Origin of the sequence: Pseudomonas kairouanensis (assembly GCF_004682055.1) — a bacterium.
Lineage (GTDB): Bacteria > Pseudomonadota > Gammaproteobacteria > Pseudomonadales > Pseudomonadaceae > Aquipseudomonas > Aquipseudomonas kairouanensis.
On the sequence record NZ_QUZU01000006.1, the window covers coordinates 189,658 to 212,264 of the forward strand.

Genomic DNA, 22,607 nt, shown 5'->3' on the forward strand with positions numbered 1-22,607 from the left:
CTGCTGGCCTGGTGGGGCTGGCAGCACGGTGGCCTGGCGTTGATGCAACTGGGCATGTCGATCTGTTAACGTCGTGGCCTGACTTCATTCAAGGACACCTCACATGCAGATGCGTTGGCTCGCTGTACCCGTCCTGATGGCGATTGGCAGTGTTGTAATGGCTGCCAGTTGCCCGCCGCTGCTGGAAGGCCAGTTGCCCAAGCTGCGCGCCAAGGAATCCATCGACCTGTGCCAGCGCTTTGCTGGCAAGCCCCTGGTGATCGTCAATACCGCGAGCTTCTGCGGGTTCGCGCCGCAGTTCAAAGGGCTTGAGGCGTTGTATCAACGCTACAAGGACCAAGGGCTGGAAGTGATTGGCGTACCCTCCGATGACTTCAAGCAAGAGGCCAAGACCGGCGAGGAAACCGCCAAGGTCTGCTACGTGAATTACGGCGTGACCTTCACCATGACCGAGCCGCAGAAGGTCAAGGGGCCGGATGCGGTGCACCTGTTCAAGGTGTTGGCGCAGCAGAGCAATGCGCCGAAGTGGAATTTCTATAAGTATGTGGTGGATCGCCAGGGCAATGTGATCGCCGATTTCTCCAGCTTGACCAAGCCGGACAGTCCGGACTTGATCGAGGCGGTGGAGAAGGCATTGGCGTCCAAGCCCTGATCGCCAGCCATTGAAAAGCCCCGCCTCCTGTGCAGGAGAGCGGGGCTTTTTTACACCCGTCTGAATTAGAAGGTGTAGGTCATGCCGAGGCCGAAGCCGTTGGCGCTGTTTTCGTATTTGGCGCGGTAGCTGGCAGTCGAGGGTGCGTCGGCGGTCTGGTTGATCTTGACGTCTTCTTCTTTCAGGTACGAGTAAGCCAGGTCGATGGTCATGTTATCCATGACTTTGTAGCCCAGGCCCACGCTGAAGATCGTACGGTCGCCAGTAGGAATGCGCGGCGAACGATCGGTGTTGTTGGTTGGCGACTGATCGAAGGTCAAGCCCGTACGCAGTACCACTTGCTTGGTCAGCTGGTACGACGTACCCACGGCATAGGCCCAGGTGTCATGCCAGTTCTGTTCTTCGGTGATGCTGCTGAGCCCACCGCCAAGGGCACCGCTTGCAGCCGAAATACCTTCGTTATTGACGGTGATTTCTTTCAGGCGGCTCCAGCGTGTCCACGTTGCACCGCCATACAGTTTCCACGCGTCAGTCAGGTCTTGAGTAACCGACAGGTCGTAGGACTCAGGGGTTTCGATTTTCAGCGACGCATCGTAACGGTTGTTGGCCAGCAGGAACTGAGTGCTCGCTGGGCCGCTGACGGTAGTGTGGCCGTCGAGCTTGTATTTGACCTTGGAGTGGTAGGTCAGGCCTACGCGGGTAGTATCGGTCGCTTGAACCAGTACGCCAATGTTAAAGCCCAGCGCGGTGTCATCACCCTTGATCTTGACGTTGGTGGTATCGGCGGTCGGCAGCGTGGTGCGATCCGATTCCAGCACGCCGGAAATACGGTTGATAGTCGGGCCAAAGCCGATGGAAACGCGGTCATTGAACGCATAGCTGACAGTCGGCTGGAAGGTCATGACCTTCACTTCGCTCTTGCTGCCGAAACCACGGCCTTGGAAGCCGCTTTCATAGTCGGTCACCAGGCCGAACGGTGCATAGACACCGAAGCCGATGGCCCACTGATCGTTGAGTTTGTTGGTGTAGAAACCAAATGGCACTGCAGTGAACGGCACCATGTCGCCTTTGTTCGAACCGCGAGAGTTGCCACCGGTGTCGCTGATGTCGGTGGAAGCATCAATCGCCGCCACACCACCTGTAATTTGCTGGCCATTAAGGCGGGACATACCGGCAGGGTTACCGTAAACAGTGCTTGCATCATCGGCAGAAGAGGAGCGACCTGCGAAACCCGTACCCATCCCGCTGACGCTCTGTTCGTTCAGTGCAAAACCGCTTGCGAACAGGTGGGAGGATGCCATGGCAACGGCGAGGCTAAGTGTGGTCTTGAGCATTACTTTTTTCATTATTAGAACTCCGTGGTGATCACCGCTGCGGAAAGTATCAATAAATTTAAGGCAGCGCTATAGGCTGTAATGCAGGAGATAGAGCGGTTTTGTAGGACAATCCGACCAAAATTCGGGTTTTTTGGCGAACCTTGCAAATTGCCCGGTCAGCAAACCGCGTGATTCATGGGTGAAACACAGGTTTGCCAGGTTTGGGTGAAATCCTTGAGGCGCCCGTGGGGGTGAAATATTTCTTTCCAGATACGCGCCATGGCCAAGACATCACCGGGCGGTGGCAGTGCGGGAGTGTGTTGTTCCACCAACAGCCAGGCGATGGCGGTGGCATAACGCAGGTTTACGGTGAGTTCCAGTTGTGGCGCGCTGAGGAACGCGTGTTGGCTGGCGAGGCCGCGTACCAGGCTGGCGCGCTCGGGGTCCAGCGCCAGGTAGTTGTCCCATAGGGCGCGATGGCGCGGCTCGGTGATGCTGTACAGGCCATGGCCGCGCCGGTCGTGCAGGGCGGAGCCCAGTTCCGACTGGCTGGCGGCAATGCCCAGCAGCAGTGCTTCAGCCGTCTCGTTATGGCAGCCGAGGTAGATCAACGTCGGCCGGATCACGTAACGACACAATTCGCTGGCGGCGATACCCATACAGGCCTCAATCCGTGAAGAAATCGGCCGACGAGGCCTGAGTGGGGGCTTGGCAGCAGTGGATCGGATCTCAGGCTCGCCGGAAGCGGATCATGCCGCTTGAGTTGAAGTGTAGTGTCATATTTGTGTTGTAAAGGACTGTTTTTAAAACATCTTCTTCATTTAGTTATAACGTTTATATCTATTTGAACTTAGTGCGATTACTCAAAACACAAATATTGGGCAATAAAAAACCCTGTTGTTTAAACAGGGTTTTGTGTGTTTCAGCGACTCCGGTCGATCAGGCAGTGAGTGCCTGACGGGTACGCTCGATCACGGCCTGCAGCGGTTCTGCGCTGGAGTATTGATCGGGGTACAGGCGTTCGCTGTGACGAGCGATGCCGTGTTCGTTGACCAGGGTGAAGCTGAAGCAGCCTTTGCGAGCGGCCATGATCAGGCAGTTCATTGGGGCAAAAGCATTGGTGAGGGTGCGAATGGCATCCTGAGTATGGATTTGAGCGTTCATATTATTGGTGTTCCTACAAATGACACGGATTAAGAACCGTGCAACGTTAAAACGTTCCAGTAACGTTGATCACCATTGATCAAACGAAGAACCCGACTGGAACAAAGCAGCCAGTTTGAAGCGCTAATAAGTTAGGCGCGCTTGGGCTGGCAGGTAGGTACTTAGGAGGGCAGGCAACACAACAGGGGCAAAGGTTCTGGGCCCGGGGTGAAGATCCTGATCAATTTGCAGGCTGGTTCGGTCAGAGTATTGAGTCTTCGCGACACCCTTTGCTTGTTCAAAGGCTGTGTCGTCGCAAGGAATACCTGGAAACCATCGAGGTGGTCGATCCCACGTTGTTCGGGGGAGTTGTTCGACCAGAATTGACTTTCAGCTTGGTACTAACGCCGCGGATAGTAACGGATTGAAACAGGTAAGGGAAGTGTGATAGCAAAAAAACTTCAATCAGCTGCCCAGCAGGCCGTGATAGATCAGCACAGTGGCCGCCGCCGCAAGTGAACAACCCAGTCCGTAGGCTGCCAGGGTCAGGCGCAGCGACTGGCCGGTCTCGACCGCTTTCATCACATCACCCATGTCGTTGATACGGCCTTCGCCCAATTCGATGCACAGGCTCACTGCCGTAAAGGCCGCCGACAGCAGGATGGCGATGGCAAACAGTGCGCCATCCGGGGAAGGCAGTGCCGCATTGATCCCCAGGGAAATGACGCAGATGGCCAACAACAGCGTGGCAAACAGCAGTATTCCTTTCATCGACCCACCCACCGTTGTGCTGTAGGTCGGCAAGTGTGGCGAGCGTTTCTGGATTTGAAAAGGCCCCGGTTTGTCCTCGCGGTAACATTTCCAGGGTGAATCGCTCCAAAAAAAGCCGTCGATATAACCGCCGGGCCGGTACTTGTGCACATTAGTTGCGGCGGGTGTAACCAGGCTGTCAACAGTGCTGCGAGATCGCTATTTGCCTGCAATGAAAATTTAAGTCAATGAAAAATCTGGCTTTTTTTTATTGGTGAAAAAATCGTCAGTTTGTCTGCGAGCCCCATTCCATGGGCCTTTGCGCGAGTTAAAGGGGGGTTGTCCACTGAGTTATCCACAGCTTCTGTGGATTGTCCCGAGCGCTTGCTCTAGAACGGGCGTGCAGCGTTTTTTCAGCTTTACCTGTACGAAAAAAAGAGTAGAGTGGCGCGCCTTCCGATCTGTCCCACAGTGTTTTATGAAGTTTCGCTCAGTATCACCTTCTGTTACCGATACCCCGCAGACTGTTACCGCCCCCAAGCGCTTTTCCTTGAAAGTTGCCTTGTGGTTGCTCGACAGCCCGCGCCTGGGGCACAACACCAACGTGAAGCACTTTGCCGGGCGCTTGCTCAAGCAGCCGGCCCGTGAAGGCGTGGTGGCCGCGCAGAGCCGTCTGGGCCAACTGATGTGCCGGGAATGCGGCAACGCCCGTGACCGTCGCATCGGCCACGACCTGCTGCGCCTGGCCGCCCGCGCCGGCGACCGCCGCGCCCAGCGCGAACTGGGCCAAGTCGAAGACTGAACTGTCTTCCCGCCTTAGGCTCCGTTAACCTTGCTCTTTTTCGGTAATGGCAGAAATGGCTATGGTGTTTGACTGGACCAGTATTGCCCTGGGCCTCGCTGGCGCTGCAGTGCCGTTATTGGCGGTGTGCTGGCAGCTCCAACGGCGACTGAGCGCACGCATGACCGGCTGGGAACTGCTCGAAGAACGCCTGGCCACTGCACAATTGGCCCAGGAAGGCCTCACCGCCCAGCTGGAGGCCAGCCGCGATGAGATCAGTGACCTGAGCCACGCCAATGCCGCCAAGCAAGCCGATTTGGCCGCTGTGCGTCGCGAAGTCGAGTTGCTGCAGATCGACCGCGACAACGCCCGCGACGCCGCCCATGCCTGGAACCTCGACCGCAGCGCCAAAGACACTGAATTGCGCCGCCTCGACGCCTTGGCGGCAGCCTTGCGCGCCGAGTTACGCGAGCAGCAGGACAGCCATCAACAGCGCCTAGCCGACCTGCAAGGTTCACGGGACGAGTTGCGTGCGCAGTTCGCCGAACTGGCCGGCAAGATCTTCGATGAACGTGAGCAGCGCTTTGCCGAAACCAGCCAGGAACGCCTGGGGCAGTTGCTTGATCCGTTGAAGGAGCGCATCCAGTCCTTCGAAAAGCGCGTCGAAGAAAGCTACCAGAACGAGGCCCGCGAGCGCTTTTCCCTGGCCAAGGAGCTCGAACGCCTACAGCAATTGAACCTGCGCCTGTCGGACGAAGCCACCAACCTGACCCGCGCCCTCAAGGGCCAGAAAACCCAGGGCAACTGGGGTGAATTGATCCTTGAGCGGGTGCTGGAGCACGCCGGCCTGGAGAAAGGCCGCGAGTACCAGACCCAGGTGAGCCTCAAGGGCCCGGATGGCGAGCGTTTCCAGCCGGACGTGCTGATCATGTTGCCGGGCGACAAGCAGGTGGTGGTGGACTCCAAAGTCAGCCTGACGGCGTACCAGCAGTTCGTCGCGGCGGATGACGAGGTGATCGGCCAGGCCGCGTTGAAACAGCACGTATTGTCCCTGCGCAATCACGTCAAAGGCTTGGCGGGCAAGGATTACAAACGCCTGGAAGGCCTGCACAGCCTGGATTTCGTGTTGCTGTTCGTGCCCATCGAAGCGGCGTTTTCCGCTGCGCTCCAGGCCGAGCCGAACCTGTTCCAGGAAGCCTTCGACCGCCATATCGTGATCGTCAGCCCAACTACTTTGCTTGCCACCCTGCGGGTGATCGACAGCCTGTGGAAGCAGGAGCGCCAGAGCCAGAACGCGCGGGAAATCGCAGAGCGCGCTGGCTGGCTGTACGACAAATTTGTGCTGTTCATCCAGGATCTGGATGAGGTGGGCAATCGCTTGCAGCAGTTGGATAAGGCTTACAGTGCGGCGCGCAATAAACTGACAGATGGACGTGGGAATCTGGTCAGTCGTACCGAGCAACTGAGGTTGCTTGGGGCGCGGGCCAGTAAAAGCCTGCCGGCGGATTTGCTCGAAAGGGCAATGACCGATGCCGATGGCGTGGCGCACCTTCCCGAATAACGCAGAACCAATTGTGGGAGCGGGCTTGCTCGCGAAAGCGGTGTGTCAGTCAATGCACATGTGACTGATCCACCGCTTTCGCGAGCAAGCCCGCTCCCACATTTTTGATCGAGTTGGACGTGCCTACAGCGGCAAATGCCGACTCAGCAACGCCCGCAACGCCGCCGGCTTCACCGGCTTGGCCAAATAATCCAGCCCCGCCGCATGCACCTCGGCCACCATCTCCGGGCGCCCGTCGGCACTGATCACCACCCCCGGAATCGGCTCTGCCAATTGCGCCCGCAGCCAACCCATCAATTCGGTACCGGTTTCGCCATGGTCCAGGTGGTAGTCCACCAAGGCCAATTGCGGGCGTACGCCATCGGCCAGCAGCGCCGCGCATTGCGCCTGGTCGGTGGCAGTCCACACTTCACAGCCCCAGCGGCTCAACAGGCTGCGCATGCCGATCAGAATGCTTTCTTCGTTATCCACGCACAGCACTTGCGCGCCACTGAGGGGCAGGCCGTTTTCCTGTGGGGCCAAAACCCTTGGGCTGGCCTGGTTGCGCGCCAGGGGCACGCTGACGCTGAATACGCTGCCTCTGCCTGGCCATGAGCGTACGCTCAAGCGATGACCGAGCACACGGCACAGGCCGTCGGCAATCGCCAGGCCCAGGCCCAGGCCTTTCTCGGCACGGGTCTGGTGGCTGTCCAGGCGTTTGAATTCTTCGAAGATCACTTTCTGTTTGTCCGGTGGAATGCCGGGGCCGCGGTCCCAGACTTCCAGGCACAGTTCGCCCTGACGTCGGCGTACGCCCAGCAGCACCGGGCCGTCGGCATAGCGGAAAGCATTGGTAAGAAAATTCTGCAGGATGCGCCGCAGCAATTTGATGTCACTGTCGACGCGCAAGCGGCTGCCCCGCAGGCGGAAGCGCAGGCCTTGCTCCTGGGCCAGCGCCTTGAACTCGGCGCCCAGGGTGTCGAACAGTTCGTTGAGTACAAAGGGCTGGCGCTGCGGGTTGATCTTGCCGTTTTCCAGGCGCGAGATATCCAGCAAGTCACTGATCAAGTCTTCAGCCGAGCGCAATGAGCTGTCCAGGTGCTGCACCAGTTGTCGGGCTTCATTCGACAGCCCATCGTTCTGGTGGGAGAGGGCGGCAGAGAACAGCCGCGCAGCGTTCAGCGGCTGCATCAGGTCATGGCTGACGGCCGCGAGGAAGCGCGTCTTGGACTGGCTGGCGGATTCGGCCACGCCTTTGGCATCGGTCAGCGCCACGTTGAGCTGGGACAGCTCATGGGTGCGCTCGGTGACCCGTTGCTCCAGGCCTTCATTGGCCTCGGTGAGTGCCTGTTCAGCCTCGCGGAACGCCGTAATGTCGGTGAAGCTCATGACAAAACCGCCGCCGGGCATGGGGTTGCCGATCAACTCGATCACCCGCCCGTTGGGGAACAGTCGCTCAGAGGTGTGCGCGCGGCCCTGGCGCATCCAGTGCAGGCGTCGCGCCACATGCACTTCGGCCTCGCCCGGTCCGCACAGGCCGCGCTCGGCGTTGTAGCGGATGATGTCGGCGATGGGCCGGCCCACGCTGATCAAGCCATCGGGGTAGTTGAACAGTTCCAGATAACGCCGGTTCCACGCCACCAGCTTGAGGGACTGGTCCACCACGCTGATGCCCTGGGTAATGTTTTCAATCGCGCCTTGCAGCAATGCGCGATTGAACTGCAGCACTTCGGAGGCTTCGTCGGCGATCCGTACCACGTCCTCCAGTTGCATTTCCCGACCCTCAATCGCGGCTTTTACCACCGCACGCGTCGATGAGGCGCCGAGCACACCCGCCAGCAGGCGCTCGGTGTGGGCGATCCAATCGTTATCGGCATTCTGGTTGGGGTTGAAGCCCTTGCCCTGGCGGTAGGCGAAGCGAATAAAACTTTGCTGGGCGCGTTCTTCACCCACAAAGCGTGCCGCCAGGCTGAGCAGGTCGCTGATCTGCACCGACAGCATCGAACGGGCGCTGGCGCGCTGGCTGATCTCCTGGCCGATGAAGCGCCCGGCTTGCCAGTGCTCGGACACCCGTGTGCGCGACAGCATCGACACCCACACAAACAACGTGAAGTTACCCGCCAGGGAGAACACCGTGCCCAGGGTCAAGGAAGTGACAGACAGGCCCAGCGGGTGGGAATGCATCCACGTCAACCCAGGGAAAAGGCTGAGGGACCAGCCCAGGCTTTTCGCCGTAACTGGTAGGACCAAGGTGTAGAACCACAGGAAAGTGCCCGCCGCCAGGCCGGCAAATACGCCGCGCCGGTTGGCCTGCTTCCAGTACAGCGCGCCGAGCATGGCCGGGGCCAACTGGGTCACGGCGGCAAAGGCGATCTGGCCAATGGTCGCCAGGCTCGCGGTGGAGCCGAGCAAGCGGTAGCTCACATAGGCCAGCAGCAGGATGATCACAATGCTCACTCGGCGCACCGACAGCATCCAGTGACGGAACACTTCGAACGGCCGCTCGGCGCTGGAGCGGCGCAGCAGCCAAGGCAGCAACATGTCGTTGGAGACCATGGTCGACAAGGCGATGCTTGCCACGATCACCATGCCGGTGGCCGCCGAGGCGCCACCGATAAATGCCAGTACGGCCAGGGCCGGATGCGCTTCAGCCAGGGGCAGGCTGATCACGTAGGAATCGGGCAATACAGACGCAGGCAACAGCATCTTGCCGCCGAGGGCAATCGGGATCACGAACAGTGCGGCGAGAATCAGGTAGGCCGGAAACACCCACTTGGCCAGGCGCAGGTCCTGAGGGTCGATGTTTTCTACCACCGTCACATGGAACTGCCGAGGCAGGCAGATGATCGCCATCATCGCCACGCCGGTCTGCACCACCATGGAGGGCCAGTTGACGGTCTCTTTCCAGTACTCATCCAGTCGGGGGGCGAGCATCGCTTGGCTGAATAGGTCGCCGAAGCCGTCGTACAGGCCGTAGGTCACAAACGCACCCACCGCCAGAAACGCGAACAGCTTGACCAGGGATTCAAACGCAATCGCCAGCACCATGCCACGGTGGTGTTCGGTGGCATCGAGGTTGCGCGTGCCGAACACAATGGTGAACAGCGCCAGCACCAGGGACACAATCAACGCGGTGTCTTGCGCGCGGGTACCGGTGGTATCGGCGCCGGCACCGATCAGCAGGTTCACCCCCAGCACGATGCCTTTGAGTTGCAGGGCGATATAGGGCAGCACGCCCACCAGGCAGATCAGCGCCACCACCACCGCCAGCGACTGGGACTTGCCGTAGCGCGCGGCAATAAAGTCGGCGATGGAGGTAATGTTTTCCTGCTTGCTGATCAGAATCATCTTCTGCAGCACCCAGGGTGCCAACACCAGCAACAGCACCGGGCCCAGGTAGATCGGTAAAAACGCCCACAGCTGTTCGGCTGCCTGGCCTACGGCGCCGAAGAAGGTCCAGCTTGTGCAGTAAACCGCCAGCGACAGGCTATACACCCAGGCACGCACACGGGGCGGCAGCGGCGCATGGCGACGGTCACCGTAAAAGGCGATGGCAAACATAATGGCCATATAGGCCAGGGCAACGGCGGCGATCAGCCCGCTGGACAGCGTCATGGTAACTCCGAGCGTAAGAACACCGGGCCTTCCAGGCCCGGTTGGACAGTCTCGCATGATGCTTGGGGTTAGTCAGTGTCGACCAAGGTCTGAGCGCGACCTGATGTCGCGGCTTAGCGCGGTGGCAGGGTTTTCTGGCGCAGGATATACACCGTCACCAGCACGGCGCTGGTCAGCATGAAGGCGCGTGCCCAGGGCAGGGGGACGAGGTAGCAGGAAAAGCCGATGCTCAACCACATCAAGCCGATGGCGTAGACCTTGCCCTTGAGGGGGATGCCATTGCCGTCCAGGTAATCACGAATCCAAGGCCCCAGGCGCGGGTGTTCCACCAGCCATTGGTAGAAACGCGGGGAACTGCGGGCGAAGCAGGCGGCGGCGAGGAGCAGGAAGGGTGTGGTCGGCAACACCGGCAGGAAGATGCCGATCACCCCCAGCGCCACGCTCAGCCAGCCGATGGCCAGCAGCACGTAGCGCAGGAGCACAGAGCGATTGCCCATGGGTGTCACGGGCAAGCGACTCAGTGGTGACGTGGCTTGAGGATCGCCGGTTTTTCGTCAGGAGCGTTGCACAGCAGGTACAGGGCGGTCAGGGCTTCCGGGATCTGTACGATCATGTCGTCCATCAGGTTGGCGTCGGAAGCGATGTCGGCGAACTCTGGCTGATCATCGAACAGGCCCGAACCGACCATGATCGGCAGCAGCATTTCGCTGACTTCTTCTTCGGCGGTTTCAAACCAGGCGGCTTCGCGCAGGAACACACCTTCCATGAAACCGATGCACCAGCCGCGCAGGTCGGAGTCATCCGGCTCTTCACCCAGGTCCAGCTCGCACGGCAACTCGAATTCCTCGTCGGAGGCCAGTTGGCGACCGATGTGGGCCTTTAGGGCCAGCAGGGTGGATTCGATTTCTTCACGCTGGGCAGCGTCGGTGTAGTGAGGTTCTTCGGCGAACAGCGCGTCGATCCACTCGCGGTCGGGTACGGGCTCGGCGCAGATGGACAGGGCGGTCAGGTAGCCGTGGGCGGCCACGTAGTCCAGCGCCTCGTCATGCAGCTCATCGGCGTCGAGGAAGGCTTGCAGGCGGGTTAGTTGCTCAGCGAAGGACATTGAAGGACTACCTTGGGAATAAACGATGCTGAATTCTAGGCCTTCTTGAGCGCCCAGGCCAGCCGCACGGCATATTTGCCAGGTTTTAGATAGCCGTCGCTATTCGTCAGCGGCGCCCTTTGCCGGGAGTCCCTCGGGTATACTGCCGCGTTTTGTGATGCCCTTGCAGGCCAAGCGCCAACCCGTGAAAACTTCGCTTACGGATTATTTCCCGTAAATTCGCGTTTTTTCGGCCAGCCTGTACAGAGGGATTTCGGCGATATTTTGGAGTTTTACATGCTCGAACAGGCTCAACGCGTCCTCAAGGACATCTTCGGCTACGACAGTTTTCGTGGCCGCCAGGGTGCGATCATTGAGCGCGTGGCCAGTGGCGGCGATGCCCTGGTATTGATGCCTACCGGCGGCGGCAAGTCCCTGTGCTTCCAGGTGCCCGCGCTGCTGCGCAATGGCCTGGCGGTGGTGGTATCGCCGCTGATCGCCTTGATGGACGATCAGGTCGCCACCCTCGAAGAACTCGGTGTCGCCGCCGCTTCGTTGAACTCCACCCTCAGCGCCGAACAGCAGCGCGACCTGGCGGCGCGGATCAAGCGCGGTGAAGTGAAGATGCTCTACCTGGCGCCCGAGCGTTTGGTGCAACCGCGCATGCTGGCCTTCCTGCAAAGCCTGGAAATCGCCCTGTTCGCCATCGACGAAGCCCACTGTGTGTCGCAATGGGGCCACGATTTCCGTCGCGAGTACCTGCAACTGGGCCAATTGGCCGAATTGTTCCCGGACGTGCCGCGCATCGCCCTGACGGCCACCGCCGACAAACGTACCCGCGAAGAGATCGTCGAGCGCCTGCATTTGCAGAACGCCGAGCGTTTCCTGTCGAGCTTTGACCGACCGAATATTTTCTACCGCATCGTGCCCAAGGAGCAGCCGCGCAAGCAGTTACTGGCGTTCCTGTCCGAGCGGCGCAGCGATGCGGGCATCGTCTATTGCCTGTCGCGCAAGAAGGTCGATGAAGTGGCCGCGTTCCTGTGTGAACAAGGCTACCCCGCGCTGCCTTACCACGCCGGCCTGCCCAACGAAACGCGCTCGGCGCACCAGAAGCGCTTCCTCAACGAGGAAGGCCTGATCATGGTGGCTACCATTGCATTCGGCATGGGCATCGACAAATCCAACGTACGCTTCGTGGCGCACATGGACCTGCCCAAGTCCCTTGAGGCGTACTACCAGGAAACCGGCCGTGCCGGCCGTGATGGCCTGCCGGCAGACGCCTGGATGGTCTACGGCTTGCAGGACGTGGTGATGCTCAAGCAGATGCTGCAGAACTCCGAAGGCGACGAGCGTCACAAGCGCCTGGAGCAGCACAAGCTCGACGCCATGCTTTCGCTGTGCGAAGAAACCCGCTGCCGCCGCCAGACCTTGCTGGCGTATTTCGATGAAGACATGCCCGAGCCTTGCGGTCATTGCGACAACTGCATCGATGGCGTGCAAACCTGGGACGCCACCGAACCGGCGCGCCAGGGCTTGTCCGCCATCTACCGCACCGGCCAGCGCTACGGTGTGGGCCATCTGGTGGATGTCTTGTTGGGCAAGGACAACGAGAAGGTACGCAGCTTCGGTCACGAAAAACTCTCGGTCTATGGCGTTGGCAAGGCCCGTGCCGAAGGCGAATGGCGCTCGCTGTTTCGGCAGATGGTTGCCCGTGGCCTGGTGGACATCGATATCGAGGGCTATGGCGGCCTGCGCCTGAACGACAGTTGCCGGCCGCTGCTCAAGGGCGAAGTGAGCCTGGAGCTACGCCGCGACCTCAAGCCGCAAACCACCGCCAAGACCAGCACCAGCCAAGCCAGCCAGCTTGTACGTGGCGAAGAGCGCGAACAGTGGGAAGCGCTGCGCACCCTGCGGCGCAAACTGGCCCAGGAACACAGCGTGCCGCCCTACGTTATTTTCCCCGACTCCACCTTGCTGGAGATGCTGCGCGAGCAGCCCACCACCATGGCGGAGATGGCGCGGGTCAGCGGCGTGGGTGCGCGCAAGCTGGAACGCTATGGCCAGGCCTTCCTCGAAGTGCTCGGCGGCCAGGCCGAAGCGCCGAAGGAAGTCGCCGATATCCGCCACGAGTTGATCAGCCTGGCACGCGCCGGCATGACCCCGATCCAGATCGCCGGTCAGTTGCAGTGTTCGGAAAAAAACGTCTATACGTTGCTCGCCGAATCCATTGGCCAACAGCAGTTGTCGCTGGAGCAGGCCCTTGATTTACCGGAGGATTTGCTCGGCGAGATCCAGGACGCGTTCCTGGACGGCGAGGGCGAATTGCCAGCTGTTGCGCAGATCGCGCCTCTGTTCACCGGGCGTGTGCCAGAGGGCGTTTTGTACTGCGTAAGGGCCGCTTTGCAGTCTGAATTCGAAATTTAGTGTGCCAATTACGACAATGTAACGAATCAGTACATAGCGAGGCTTGCCTACTGGCATGGCTCATGCTTAGCTGACTAATAATTAGCCACACTTTATTTTCAGTCTAAAACATGAGTTTTTTATGCCGTTAACCGATCAACACCGCTTTGGCATGCAGTTGGCGCAAATGTCCCGAGGTTGGCGCGCCGAACTGGATCGCCGCCTGGCGGGACTGGGCCTGTCCCAGGCGCGCTGGCTGGTGCTGCTGCACCTGGCGCGTTTCGAAGAAGCCCCTACTCAGCGTGAACTGGCACAGAGTGTCGGCGTAGAAGGGCCAACCCTGGCGCGGTTGCTCGATAGCCTCGAAGGCCAGGGCCTGGTGCAACGCCAGGCTGTGGTGGAAGACCGCCGTGCCAAGCGTATTCTTTTGTGTGATACCGCCCGTCCGTTGATTGACCAGATCGAGACCATCGCCACTGCGCTGCGCCATGAGCTGTTTGTGGGGGTGGATGAAGAGGATATGAAGGTGTGCATGCGGGTGCACGGGCACATCCTGGCGAATCTGGAAAAGTCCTGATCCCGGATACAGCGCAGATCAAAAATGTGGGAGGGGGCAACCCCCTCCCACATTTGGTTTTGTGTTCGGCTTTCTAGAAGGTCTGGCCCAGGTTGAGATACACCGCCTTCTGGTTGTCATCGTTGAACCCATAGCTGAAATTCAGCGGCCCCAACGGCGTATCAAATCCCAAAAAGATACTCGCCGCGTTGATATACCCACTGTCGAATTCATTGTCGTTGTTCCACGCCCGGCCTCTCTCCAGCGACGCCCCCAGGTACAGCGGGAAATCCAACGGCAGATACGAACGCGGCGTCAGGCGGCGGTAGTACACCGCGCGCATCAGGCTGATGTTCTGCCCCGAGATTGCATCCTCGCGAAAGCCCGACAACTGCCGCGCACCGCCCAGCAGGAAGCTGGAGATCACCACGTCGGATCTATCCAGTGTGCGTCCGTAACGGCCGCCCAATACCAGGGTGTCCGGGCCGTGGCTCATGGCCTTGTCCAGCTTGAATTCCCACTGGCGGTAACGTTGATCCGAGCCGAGTCCGGGTTCGAATTCGCGGTAGGCCAGGCCAATGTCCTCACCACTGTGGGGGAAGTAGACGTTGTCCAGGGAATCGAAGGAGTACTTCAGTTCATAAAAGCCTTCGCTGAAACTCACGCTCGGCAGGTCACGGTCGCCGATGCGCACGTCTGCCTTGCCCCAGGCTTCGCCCACGCCAAAGCGGATCTCGCCGCTGTTACCGATCTGCCGTCCCACGTTCAAGCCGAAGCCATAGCGTTCCAGGCGATATTCGGAGACGGGGTCGTTGTCCAGGATCAGCTCCACGTTCTGCGCCTGGGCGCGGATATAGGGCGCGACGAAGTAGCGCGAGCCGGTATCCATCGGTTGGTAGAACTCGCTGTACAACTCCTGCCGATCACCGATCTGCACCCGTGTCAGCCATTCGGCACCGAGGCGGTTGATGCCGTTCATGCGGTAGCTGGCGCCGAGGTTGAAAGCACTGTCGCCGCGCATGTCGTCCGACAGGTTCAGGCCCAGGCGCAGGTAGTCGGTGCCGCTGCGTTTGCCCCTTGCGCTGATCACCAGGGTATTGTCCTGGCCTTTCTTGATCACCCGGTATTGCACCTGCTCAAAGTAATCGAGGCCATACAGGGTGCCCATGTCGGTTTGCAGCCGCCCCAGGTTGAGCGGTTCGCCGAGGGGTTGGCGGATGTAGTAGCGGATCACGTCGTCGCTGACTTTCGAGTCGTTTTCCACGTTGATCGCGGTGATCACGGGCGTGCGCTCGCCGGGGGTGCGTGCAGCCACCAGGCCTGGGTCGATGGGCTCGGCAGGGCGCAAGTGCGCCAGGCGCAGGTCGAGGGCGCGGGTGGCGCGGTAGCCGGCGTCGATCATGTCCCTGGCGCGGCCGAAGTCGGTCACGCCGAAGGCGGAAAGCGGCGGCTGGATCAGCACGTCCTTCGGGTGCAGGTCCTTGAGTTGCTCTTCGGAGTTGCGCCGGGTCATCAGCGTGATCGATTGGTTGAGCACATCCACCACCGTCGCCAGTTGCTTGCGCGAGCGCAGCGGCGTGCCGATATCCACCACGATGGCAATGTCCACGCCCATCTCCCGCGCCACATCCAGCGGGATATTGTCGGTCATGCCGCCGTCCACCAGCAGGCGCCCGTCCAGTTCCACGGGGGCGAACACTGCCGGGATCGACATGCTTGCGCGAATCACCTGGGGAAGGTGGCCCTTGCTGAACACCACCTTTTCACCGGTGGTGATATCGGTGGCCACGGCGCGGAAAGGGATGGGCAGCTTGTCGAAATTACGCGTGTTGCTACTGTGGGCAAACATGCTTTCCAGCAGCAACGCCAGGTTCTGGCCCTGGATCACGCCCAGCGGCAACCCCAGGCTGCCGTCGTCGCGAAAGCTCAGCTTCTGCTTGACCAGAAAGTCGCGGTCATCCTGCTTGCGGCGAAACGGCACGTCTTCTCGAGGTGGTGCGTCGGACAGCGCCTGTTGCCAGTCGATGCTCAGCGCGAGTTTCTCCAGTTCATCGATCTTGTAGCCCGAGGCGTACAGCCCTCCGATCACCGCACCCATGCTGGTGCCGGCGATGGCATCGATCTGGATACCTTGCTCCTCCAGGGCCTTGAGCACCCCGATATGGGCCAGGCCACGGGCGGCGCCACCGGACAACACCAGGCCGATTTTCGGGCGTGGGGGCTCGACGGCTTGGGCGAGGAGGGGAAGCAGGCACAGCAGCAGGCAGGACAACAGGCGGCGCATCAGAATCTCGGGGCTGGGCGATAAAGGCCGGTATTATAGCCACCCGATCCTCCGAGCCCGTTACGCCAGGAACCTCTCAAATTATGTCCACGAACAAACCCGAGATCGTCATCACTTATTGCACCCAGTGCCAATGGCTACTGCGCGCGGCGTGGCTGGCCCAGGAGTTGTTGAGTACGTTCTGCGATGACCTGGGCAAAGTGTCGCTGGAGCCCGCCACCGGAGGCGCGTTCCGGATCACCTGCGACGGCGTGCAGATCTGGGAACGCAAGGCCGACGGTGGCTTCCCGGAGGCCAAGGTGCTCAAGCAACGCGTGCGCGACCAGATCGACCCACAGCGCGACCTGGGCCACAACGACCGCACGCAGTGACGGTCACCGCCCCGCCAGAGCGGTGACCGGATGGCTACTTGTTGGCGGCCAGCTTCTGCTTGATGAACCCGATGACCCAGGTCAGTACCAGGCCGCCCACGCCGCCGCCGACGATATTGCTGCCCACTGCGGCCACATCCAGCGCGTCGCCACCGGAGGTGCCGGTGAACTGCGCAACCACCTGGCCAAGGATCAGGCCGCCGATACCGCCAAGAAAGGTATTGAGCCCGGTACCCAGGCTCTGCTTGGTCATGCCGGCCAGGTTGCCGCCGACGGCGCCGCTGATGATCTGCACCAGCAATTGGATAAGTGTTTCCATGGTTAAACCCCTGCATAGCGTTAATGGCGTGACCACTCGCTTGCAGCAACTTCAAACGTCATGGCTGTCGTCGAGAAGTCCTTATCCGTTAACGACGACAGACTGTTGCGGATTGCCAGAGTATAGATCAGGCCGCCGAAGCGGCCTGAATAGCGCCTGGCCTAGGGCGGCGTGATGGTCAAGGTCTTGGATGCCGTTGCCTGGTTCATACCGACTCCAGCGTTCACCGAGACCACTACCGTGGTGGCTTGCTGTACGTTCGGCGCGGTGATCACCAGTGTGGCGCTGTTGCTCGGGGTGGCGCTGACCCCGGCCGCGACTCTCCAACTGTAGCGAAGCGTTCCTGCCGGCGGGTTGGTGACTTGCGCGGTCAGGGTCACTGTCTGGTTGGCCCCGATGGTGTCGGGCCCGAGGATGCTGACGCTCGGCAAATTGGCGGTCACGGTCAATGGTTGTGACAGGCGCAGTTGTTGGCCCTTGGTATCCGAGACCAGCACCTGTACCTGACCCGTCGTATCCTGGTTGACCGCGGGCGCAAAACCGCTGAATCCGGGGCGGTCGAGGGGGCCGGTAAAGCCACTGGGCAGTAGCGTCCAGACGTAGTGCAAGCCGCCGCCATTGACGTCCCTGACATCGGTGCTGAACGAGACTTCCTTGCCGCCGACGACGGAGGAGGGAGCCGTCAATGTACCTGTCAGCGGTTGTGCCGGCGCTGGAGTTGCCTGGATGAGGACCGATTTGGACAAATAAAACCCAGTGATCGTCCGGTCTGGGGGGTAGGGCACTTGAGCGGTGCCGCCTACTTCGACCTTGATGTATTCATCTTTGGTGACGATGGGGGCGGTCACGGTGATGGTATCCGGCATATTGACGTTGGTTCTTTCCTGGATGCCGGGGAACAGCCCTGGTGCCAGCCAGCGGACTTGGTACCCGGTGTCTCCATAGCGCCGGGGCACAAGGATGAATGAAGCTGTCTGCCCGGATTGGATGCGGTCAGGCACGTTCCAGGTTGCCGAGTAAGCCTTGTCTGTGGTGTAGACGCCAACAATGGAGCTGCCGCGTGAAAGCGTGTCAGTGACGCCGTTGCTGTCATGGGTCGTGAGGGTTACCGATGTTCTGGGTGGTGGAGGTTGGTGCCAGTAGGCTCCCTCTCTCGCCGGCACATCCACTTTCAACTCGCCGGTCACAGGGTTGACGCTGTGAATGATCAACGGCTCAGCAACTTTCCAATCGAAGGTGACGTCTCGGGCGGCAGCACTCAGAACGGGGGTATAGGTCGCAGTGTGATTGCTCCTGAGGCCCCCAAACGACGCTCCCCTATCCCCTGCGGCAAAACCTGGGCCTTCAATGCGCTTGATGGTCGGGCCGGTCGGTTCGGGTGGGAAACCATTGGCATAGTCTTTGATCATTCTATCGACGGCAGCTTTAACGTCCGGCTGCCTGCCACGGTTGACGCCCGGCGTGGCGTGGGCAAAGTCATGTCCGGTCTCGACCAGTAACTGGCGCATGACCTTGGGCGGCACCGGCCCAAGGCCCTTGGCAAAGGCAATGCTTTGGATCTGCGCTACAGCGCCGGCAACGATCCAGGCAGAGAATTTGTAGGCGAGCGGGTTCTCGGCGTCGTAGCGTGTGTAAAGGTCTTTAACGCCCGCCTGGTAGCTGGCGGTCTGAATTTTTGTCGCCCAGGTCGATAGGTTGATGCGCTTGCCGTAGTTGGCGCCTTCGGCGGTGCCGGTCACGGGGTTGACGCTTCCCACCACAATGCTGCCGTCGTCATTTCTAGCCTGGTCAAAGTTGCCCTGTAAGTCTGGATTGTCCAGGTTGATCGGCATATAGCGCTCGGGGTACTGGGCGCTCCAGGCCTCATCCAACCTTTTTGTTCCGCCGCCAGCATTGATAACCACATGCACACCCTTTTCTTGCGTCAAGTATTCGATGTTGCGCAGATAGCTGGAGTTAACGTATGCGTCGCTTACCGCAAGTGGCAAGGGCAAGGTGCACACGGTGCCTCCTGGGCACACGCTGCCTGGGTAGAAGTAGGGGCCGTTTTCCATTGTTTGCGCGTCGATGACGACAACGTCACCTTTTCTCAAGTTGACGTTGGCAATGTCATTGAAATAAATGCTCCCCCTCCAGGATGACGGCGTGGCTGTGAGTTGCGCGGCCGGTACCACCCCCAGCTCTTTATCCGCGATGATCCCGGCCGCCTGGGTACCGTCGTTGCCTACTGCCCAGTACAGAGAGCAGGCCAATCGTTCCGGTGGGCGTATGGGATGGAAGGGTTTGGCCGGCAGGTTTTTATGGGTCGTGTCCCAGTAGCTTTCGCTGGCGATGATGACGCGGGCATATTCGCCTCTCGCGCCGGGCAAGTCCTTGACGGCGTCAGAGTTGATCCCACCCAGGCGATAGCCGGCAGTGGGTGTGGGGCCAAGCAGATAAAGCGGCCGAGCGGTAACGGCGTTGCGTTTGAAGGTGACAGGGATGCCTGGGGGCACGGCAGGCTTGTCATCGAGTACGCGGGCTTCGGCGGATTTTACAAGTGGGTTGGCCAGCAGGTTTTGCAAGCTACGTTGCGCCTGTGCTGGAGACAGGGCGTTGATGTCGACGAAAAACTGTCGGTACAAGCCAAACCTGGCTTGATCGTCGCGCTCTTGTTGGCTTTTCTTTGATAGCCCGCGCAGCGTTTGGTTGATCTCGGGAACCTCCCGAGCCAGTGTGTCCAGCTGGGTTCTGATCGCAGCATCGTTGTCTGCGTTCTGTTTAAGCTGAGCCAGCCCCTGATTCAGTTCCAGCTGGAGGGTGCGTTCTTGAGCCGCGACGTGCGTACTCAAGAACCCTGCCATGAGAAGTGTCATCGTGAACGTACGTATGACCGTGTCCATTTTTGTCACCTGTGCAAAACGTTGAGAGATTGACCTCTCGCACGCGGCAACTTCTGAATGGACTACTACTGTCGTAGAGGGGTCATAAACCGTTGAACGACGACAGACTGTTACGGATCGCCAGAGTATAGATCAGGTCGTCGCAGCAGGCTGTTTGGCCTGGCTGGCGCTGCCCATCAGCCCGGACAGCACGATGGCGACGATGATCAGCGCGCCGCCCAGCAGCATGCGCAGGGTCGGGGTTTCGGCGAACAGCAGCCAGGCCACGGTGATGCCATACACCGGCTCCATGGCAAACACCACCGAGGCGGTACGTGCCTTGATCACCGCCAGGCTGGCGACAAACAGGCTGTGGGCCAGGCCGGTGCAAAATACCCCCAGCAAGCCGATCCACAACCAGTCGATGGCGCGCACCTGCGCCAACCCAGGCGCGGCCACGGGCAGCAAGCATAGGGCGACCACCACGTTCTGGCACAACGCGGCCTGCACCGCCGGGATGCGCCCGGAGCTGGCACGGTTGTTCAGCGACAGCAGGGAGAACAACAAGCCCGAGGCGATGCCCCACAGCAGGCCGCCGGTGGCTTCGCTGGCGAGGTTGAAATCTGGCGTCACCAGCACCAGGCCGATACTGACCAGAACCACCAACAGCACTTCATTGGCGCGGATTCGCTCGCGAAAGATCAGCCCTTCCAGGATCACGGTAAAGGCGGGAAACGCGGTAAAGCCTAGGGTAGCGACGGCAACGCCGCCGACTTTGACCGCAATGAAGAACGTCACCCAATGTGCGGCCAACAGCACGCCGCTGCCCAGTAGGCGGCGCCAGTCACGGCTTTCCAGTTTTTTCCACGGGGCATTGCTGGCAAAGCGGGCAAATACCGCCAGGGCAATCACGGCAAACGCGGCGCGACCAAACACGATGATGGCCGGCGAGGCGGCCGCCAGTTTGCCGAATACGCCGGTGAGGCCAAACATCAATGCGCCGATATGCAGGGCGCCGAGGGCTGAGCGGGGAGTCATTGCAATCCTTGAGGCAAGCGGGTGACAGAGGGGCAGTCTAGTGGCTCGCCTGTGGGGGTGTCTGTCGTGCGACTCGCGATGTTTATCGCGAGACTCTTCCTACGTGTTGCGGCGCAAGGCACCCGGGGAGGCGCCAAACTCGCGAAGCATGGCCGCCGCAAATGCACTTTGCGAGTTGTAGCCGACGCGCTCAGCGATCTCACCGATGGGCAACGGCGTGCGGCGCAGCAGGTCCAGGGCCATCTGCAGGCGGCGGCTGCGGATGTAGTCCATCGGCGTTTGCCCGCATTCGGCCATGAAGCGCGCATGCAGGCGCGCCACCGACAGGTCGGCGATGCGCGCCAGGTCCGCCACTTGCAGCGGATGCGCCGCGTGGCGCTCGATGTGAGCGTTGAAGGCTGCATAGGGCAGGCGCCGGCCGGGAACCGGTTGATCCTGCGACACATTAAGGCTGGCCAGCAGCAACACCGCGCCTTGCTGCACGATCAGCGGGTCATCCACGGGGCTGTTGGCCAGCCATTGCACCAACTGGTGTTGCCGCGCATCCAGCGCCAGCCGCGCGGGTTGATCGAGCAGGCGGCGGCTGGCATCGGCATGCTCGCCCAAAGACTGCACCACCCAGTGCTCGGTGGGCACATCCAGCACCAGGCAGCGGCTGCCATCGCGGCTATCGCAGGCGTGGTGGGTGGCGTAAGGCAGGACCATCACGCTGCTGTGGCGCACTTGGCTGCCCACGCCCTCAACCTCGAAGTCCAGGTGCCCGGACAGGCCGAACACCAACTGCGCATGGTCATGGCTGTGGGCGATGGGGGCTTGGGTGTAGTGGCGTAGCGTGAGCAGCGGTCGCATCGCGGTCTCCTGGGCAGGCTGTGGCAGTCTACAACGCTTTGCGGCCGGCGAGCGCTGTCATCAGACTGACCCACAGCTGTCATGGGCTATTAATCGCGGTGGCGCAAGCTCGCGAAAACAGCGTCGAGGGATGCCCATGACCAGTGCCGAGTTCACCAAGCCCAGCCGCAAGCAACGGGTGCGTACCCTGTGGATTTCCGACGTGCACCTGGGCACTCGGGATTGCCAGGCCGAACATTTGTCCCAGTTCCTCAAGGGCTATCACGCCGACAAGGTGTACCTGGTGGGTGACATCATCGATGGCTGGAAACTGCGTGGCGGCATGTATTGGCCCCAGGCCCATACCAACGTGATCCGCCGCCTGCTGACCATGGCCAAGCGCGGCACCGAGGTGATCTACGTCACTGGCAACCACGATGAATTCCTGCGGCGTTACTCCAAGCTGATCCTGGGCAATATCCAGTTGGTGGATGAAGCCGTGCACGTCACTGCCGATGGCCGTCACTTGCTGGTGATCCACGGTGATCAGTTCGATGTGATCACCCGCTACCACCGCTGGCTGGCGTTCCTGGGCGACTCGGCCTACGAGTTCACCCTCACCCTGAACCGCTGGCTCAACCACTGGCGTGCGCGTTATGGCTACGGCTACTGGTCGCTGTCGGCATACCTGAAGCACAAGGTGAAGACGGCGGTGAACTTCATCAGCGATTTTGAAGAAGCCATTGCCCATGAAGTGACCAAGCGTGAACTGCATGGAGTGGTGTGTGGGCATATTCACCATGCCGAGATTCGCAAGGTGGGCGAGGTGGATTACCTCAATTGCGGGGATTGGGTGGAGTCGTGCACGGCGTTGATCGAGCACTGGGATGGCAGTATCGAGTTGTATCGGTTGGCGGATGCGCAGGCCAAGGAGGCACTGCTCAAGGCTGAGATGGTCGCGGGCTAGCGTAGGACTCGGTCCAAACTGTGGGAGCGGGCTTGCTCGCGAATGCGGTGTGTCATCCAGCACATCAGGTGACTGATCTACCGCATTCGCGAGCAAGCC

Annotated in this window: 19 protein-coding genes; 7 read left to right on the forward strand and 12 right to left on the reverse strand. The window is 60.5% G+C overall.

Annotated features, from left to right (window positions below):
* Positions 1–103 precede the first annotated feature (103 nt).
* Entirely contained in the window at positions 104–652 is a 549-nt protein-coding gene (locus DYL59_RS07860; protein ID WP_135288662.1) for a glutathione peroxidase, read from the forward strand.
* A 65-nt stretch (positions 653–717) separates the two neighbouring features.
* On the opposite strand, the gene DYL59_RS07865 is transcribed toward DYL59_RS07860, so the two are convergent.
* From DYL59_RS07865 to DYL59_RS07885, 4 genes are all read right to left on the reverse strand, one after another.
* Positions 718–1,998 (reverse strand): OmpP1/FadL family transporter, encoded by a 1,281-nt coding sequence (locus tag DYL59_RS07865; RefSeq protein WP_135288663.1) that lies wholly within the window; start codon positions 1,996–1,998, stop codon positions 718–720.
* 146 nt (positions 1,999–2,144) lie between these two features.
* Positions 2,145–2,627, reverse strand: coding sequence for a hypothetical protein (locus DYL59_RS07870; RefSeq protein WP_135288664.1), 483 nt, complete (start codon positions 2,625–2,627; stop codon positions 2,145–2,147).
* A gap of 280 nt (positions 2,628–2,907) precedes the next feature.
* A complete protein-coding gene (locus DYL59_RS07875; protein WP_005790139.1) occupies positions 2,908–3,132 on the reverse strand; it encodes a hypothetical protein in 225 nt (74 codons plus the stop codon).
* Positions 3,133–3,576: 444 nt separating this feature from the next.
* Positions 3,577–3,882: a hypothetical protein gene (locus DYL59_RS07885; protein ID WP_135288665.1), complete on the reverse strand. Its 306-nt coding sequence runs from the start codon at positions 3,880–3,882 to the stop codon at positions 3,577–3,579.
* Between the two features lie 457 nt (positions 3,883–4,339).
* Here DYL59_RS07885 and DYL59_RS07890 point away from each other — a divergent pair, with 457 nt between their 5' ends.
* A complete protein-coding gene (locus DYL59_RS07890; protein WP_025855837.1) occupies positions 4,340–4,663 on the forward strand; it encodes an SEL1-like repeat protein in 324 nt (107 codons plus the stop codon).
* Positions 4,664–4,724: 61 nt separating this feature from the next.
* Positions 4,725–6,203: a DNA recombination protein RmuC gene (locus tag DYL59_RS07895; protein WP_135288678.1), complete on the forward strand. Its 1,479-nt coding sequence runs from the start codon at positions 4,725–4,727 to the stop codon at positions 6,201–6,203.
* A gap of 123 nt (positions 6,204–6,326) precedes the next feature.
* On the opposite strand, the gene DYL59_RS07900 is transcribed toward DYL59_RS07895, so the two are convergent.
* The 3 genes from DYL59_RS07900 to DYL59_RS07910 all read right to left on the reverse strand — a co-directional run bounded on the left by DYL59_RS07900 (position 6,327) and on the right by DYL59_RS07910 (position 10,902).
* Positions 6,327–9,797: a hybrid sensor histidine kinase/response regulator gene (locus DYL59_RS07900; protein WP_135288666.1), complete on the reverse strand. Its 3,471-nt coding sequence runs from the start codon at positions 9,795–9,797 to the stop codon at positions 6,327–6,329.
* A 113-nt stretch (positions 9,798–9,910) separates the two neighbouring features.
* Complete coding sequence (locus DYL59_RS07905; RefSeq protein ID WP_135288667.1) at positions 9,911–10,294, reverse strand: YbaN family protein; 384 nt, start codon at positions 10,292–10,294, stop codon at positions 9,911–9,913.
* Positions 10,295–10,314: 20 nt separating this feature from the next.
* The gene (locus DYL59_RS07910; RefSeq protein WP_135288668.1) at positions 10,315–10,902 is read right to left on the reverse strand and encodes a UPF0149 family protein; all 588 of its coding nucleotides are present in this window, start codon (positions 10,900–10,902) and stop codon (positions 10,315–10,317) included.
* 276 nt (positions 10,903–11,178) lie between these two features.
* On the opposite strand from DYL59_RS07910, the gene recQ reads away from it, so the two are divergent.
* Positions 11,179–13,305, forward strand: coding sequence for a DNA helicase RecQ (gene recQ, locus DYL59_RS07915; protein ID WP_135288669.1), 2,127 nt, complete (start codon positions 11,179–11,181; stop codon positions 13,303–13,305).
* Between the two features lie 121 nt (positions 13,306–13,426).
* The gene (locus DYL59_RS07920) at positions 13,427–13,861 is read left to right on the forward strand and encodes a MarR family transcriptional regulator (RefSeq protein ID WP_135288670.1); all 435 of its coding nucleotides are present in this window, start codon (positions 13,427–13,429) and stop codon (positions 13,859–13,861) included.
* 73 nt (positions 13,862–13,934) lie between these two features.
* Here DYL59_RS07920 and DYL59_RS07925 read toward each other — a convergent pair whose 3' ends face one another.
* The gene (locus DYL59_RS07925) at positions 13,935–16,124 is read right to left on the reverse strand and encodes a patatin-like phospholipase family protein (protein ID WP_135288671.1); all 2,190 of its coding nucleotides are present in this window, start codon (positions 16,122–16,124) and stop codon (positions 13,935–13,937) included.
* Positions 16,125–16,207: 83 nt separating this feature from the next.
* Between DYL59_RS07925 and DYL59_RS07930 the strand changes: the two genes are divergently transcribed.
* Complete coding sequence (locus DYL59_RS07930) at positions 16,208–16,495, forward strand: Rdx family protein (RefSeq protein ID WP_135288672.1); 288 nt, start codon at positions 16,208–16,210, stop codon at positions 16,493–16,495.
* Positions 16,496–16,529: 34 nt separating this feature from the next.
* Here the strand turns inward: DYL59_RS07930 and DYL59_RS07935 are convergent, their stop codons facing one another.
* The 4 genes from DYL59_RS07935 to DYL59_RS07950 form a co-directional block, all read right to left on the reverse strand.
* Positions 16,530–16,814: a hypothetical protein gene (locus DYL59_RS07935; RefSeq protein WP_135288673.1), complete on the reverse strand. Its 285-nt coding sequence runs from the start codon at positions 16,812–16,814 to the stop codon at positions 16,530–16,532.
* A 161-nt stretch (positions 16,815–16,975) separates the two neighbouring features.
* On the reverse strand, positions 16,976–19,696 hold the full coding sequence (locus DYL59_RS07940; RefSeq protein WP_135288674.1) for a hypothetical protein: 2,721 nt from the start codon (positions 19,694–19,696) through the stop codon (positions 16,976–16,978).
* A 132-nt stretch (positions 19,697–19,828) separates the two neighbouring features.
* Positions 19,829–20,713 (reverse strand): DMT family transporter, encoded by an 885-nt coding sequence (locus DYL59_RS07945; RefSeq protein ID WP_135288675.1) that lies wholly within the window; start codon positions 20,711–20,713, stop codon positions 19,829–19,831.
* A gap of 99 nt (positions 20,714–20,812) precedes the next feature.
* Positions 20,813–21,562 (reverse strand): AraC family transcriptional regulator, encoded by a 750-nt coding sequence (locus DYL59_RS07950; RefSeq protein WP_135288676.1) that lies wholly within the window; start codon positions 21,560–21,562, stop codon positions 20,813–20,815.
* Between the two features lie 136 nt (positions 21,563–21,698).
* Between DYL59_RS07950 and DYL59_RS07955 the strand changes: the two genes are divergently transcribed.
* Complete coding sequence (locus DYL59_RS07955) at positions 21,699–22,508, forward strand: UDP-2,3-diacylglucosamine diphosphatase (RefSeq protein ID WP_069077942.1); 810 nt, start codon at positions 21,699–21,701, stop codon at positions 22,506–22,508.
* The last annotated feature ends 99 nt before the right edge of the window (positions 22,509–22,607 follow it).

Excerpts from the sequence above, each read along its gene's own strand:
- DYL59_RS07860 (WP_135288662.1), top strand. The coding sequence starts at position 104 with ATGCAGATGCGTTGGCTCGCTGTACCCGTCCTGATGGCGATTGGCAGT.
- DYL59_RS07865 (WP_135288663.1), bottom strand. The coding sequence starts at position 1,998 with ATGAAAAAAGTAATGCTCAAGACCACACTTAGCCTCGCCGTTGCCATG.
- DYL59_RS07870 (WP_135288664.1), bottom strand. The coding sequence starts at position 2,627 with ATGGGTATCGCCGCCAGCGAATTGTGTCGTTACGTGATCCGGCCGACG.
- DYL59_RS07875 (WP_005790139.1), bottom strand. The coding sequence starts at position 3,132 with ATGAACGCTCAAATCCATACTCAGGATGCCATTCGCACCCTCACCAAT.
- DYL59_RS07885 (WP_135288665.1), bottom strand. The coding sequence starts at position 3,882 with ATGAAAGGAATACTGCTGTTTGCCACGCTGTTGTTGGCCATCTGCGTC.
- DYL59_RS07890 (WP_025855837.1), top strand. The coding sequence starts at position 4,340 with ATGAAGTTTCGCTCAGTATCACCTTCTGTTACCGATACCCCGCAGACT.
- DYL59_RS07895 (WP_135288678.1), top strand. The coding sequence starts at position 4,725 with ATGGTGTTTGACTGGACCAGTATTGCCCTGGGCCTCGCTGGCGCTGCA.
- DYL59_RS07900 (WP_135288666.1), bottom strand. The coding sequence starts at position 9,797 with ATGACGCTGTCCAGCGGGCTGATCGCCGCCGTTGCCCTGGCCTATATG.
- DYL59_RS07905 (WP_135288667.1), bottom strand. The coding sequence starts at position 10,294 with ATGGGCAATCGCTCTGTGCTCCTGCGCTACGTGCTGCTGGCCATCGGC.
- DYL59_RS07910 (WP_135288668.1), bottom strand. The coding sequence starts at position 10,902 with ATGTCCTTCGCTGAGCAACTAACCCGCCTGCAAGCCTTCCTCGACGCC.
- recQ (WP_135288669.1), top strand. The coding sequence starts at position 11,179 with ATGCTCGAACAGGCTCAACGCGTCCTCAAGGACATCTTCGGCTACGAC.
- DYL59_RS07920 (WP_135288670.1), top strand. The coding sequence starts at position 13,427 with ATGCCGTTAACCGATCAACACCGCTTTGGCATGCAGTTGGCGCAAATG.
- DYL59_RS07925 (WP_135288671.1), bottom strand. The coding sequence starts at position 16,124 with ATGCGCCGCCTGTTGTCCTGCCTGCTGCTGTGCCTGCTTCCCCTCCTC.
- DYL59_RS07930 (WP_135288672.1), top strand. The coding sequence starts at position 16,208 with ATGTCCACGAACAAACCCGAGATCGTCATCACTTATTGCACCCAGTGC.
- DYL59_RS07935 (WP_135288673.1), bottom strand. The coding sequence starts at position 16,814 with ATGGAAACACTTATCCAATTGCTGGTGCAGATCATCAGCGGCGCCGTC.
- DYL59_RS07940 (WP_135288674.1), bottom strand. The coding sequence starts at position 19,696 with ATGGACACGGTCATACGTACGTTCACGATGACACTTCTCATGGCAGGG.
- DYL59_RS07945 (WP_135288675.1), bottom strand. The coding sequence starts at position 20,713 with ATGACTCCCCGCTCAGCCCTCGGCGCCCTGCATATCGGCGCATTGATG.
- DYL59_RS07950 (WP_135288676.1), bottom strand. The coding sequence starts at position 21,562 with ATGCGACCGCTGCTCACGCTACGCCACTACACCCAAGCCCCCATCGCC.
- DYL59_RS07955 (WP_069077942.1), top strand. The coding sequence starts at position 21,699 with ATGACCAGTGCCGAGTTCACCAAGCCCAGCCGCAAGCAACGGGTGCGT.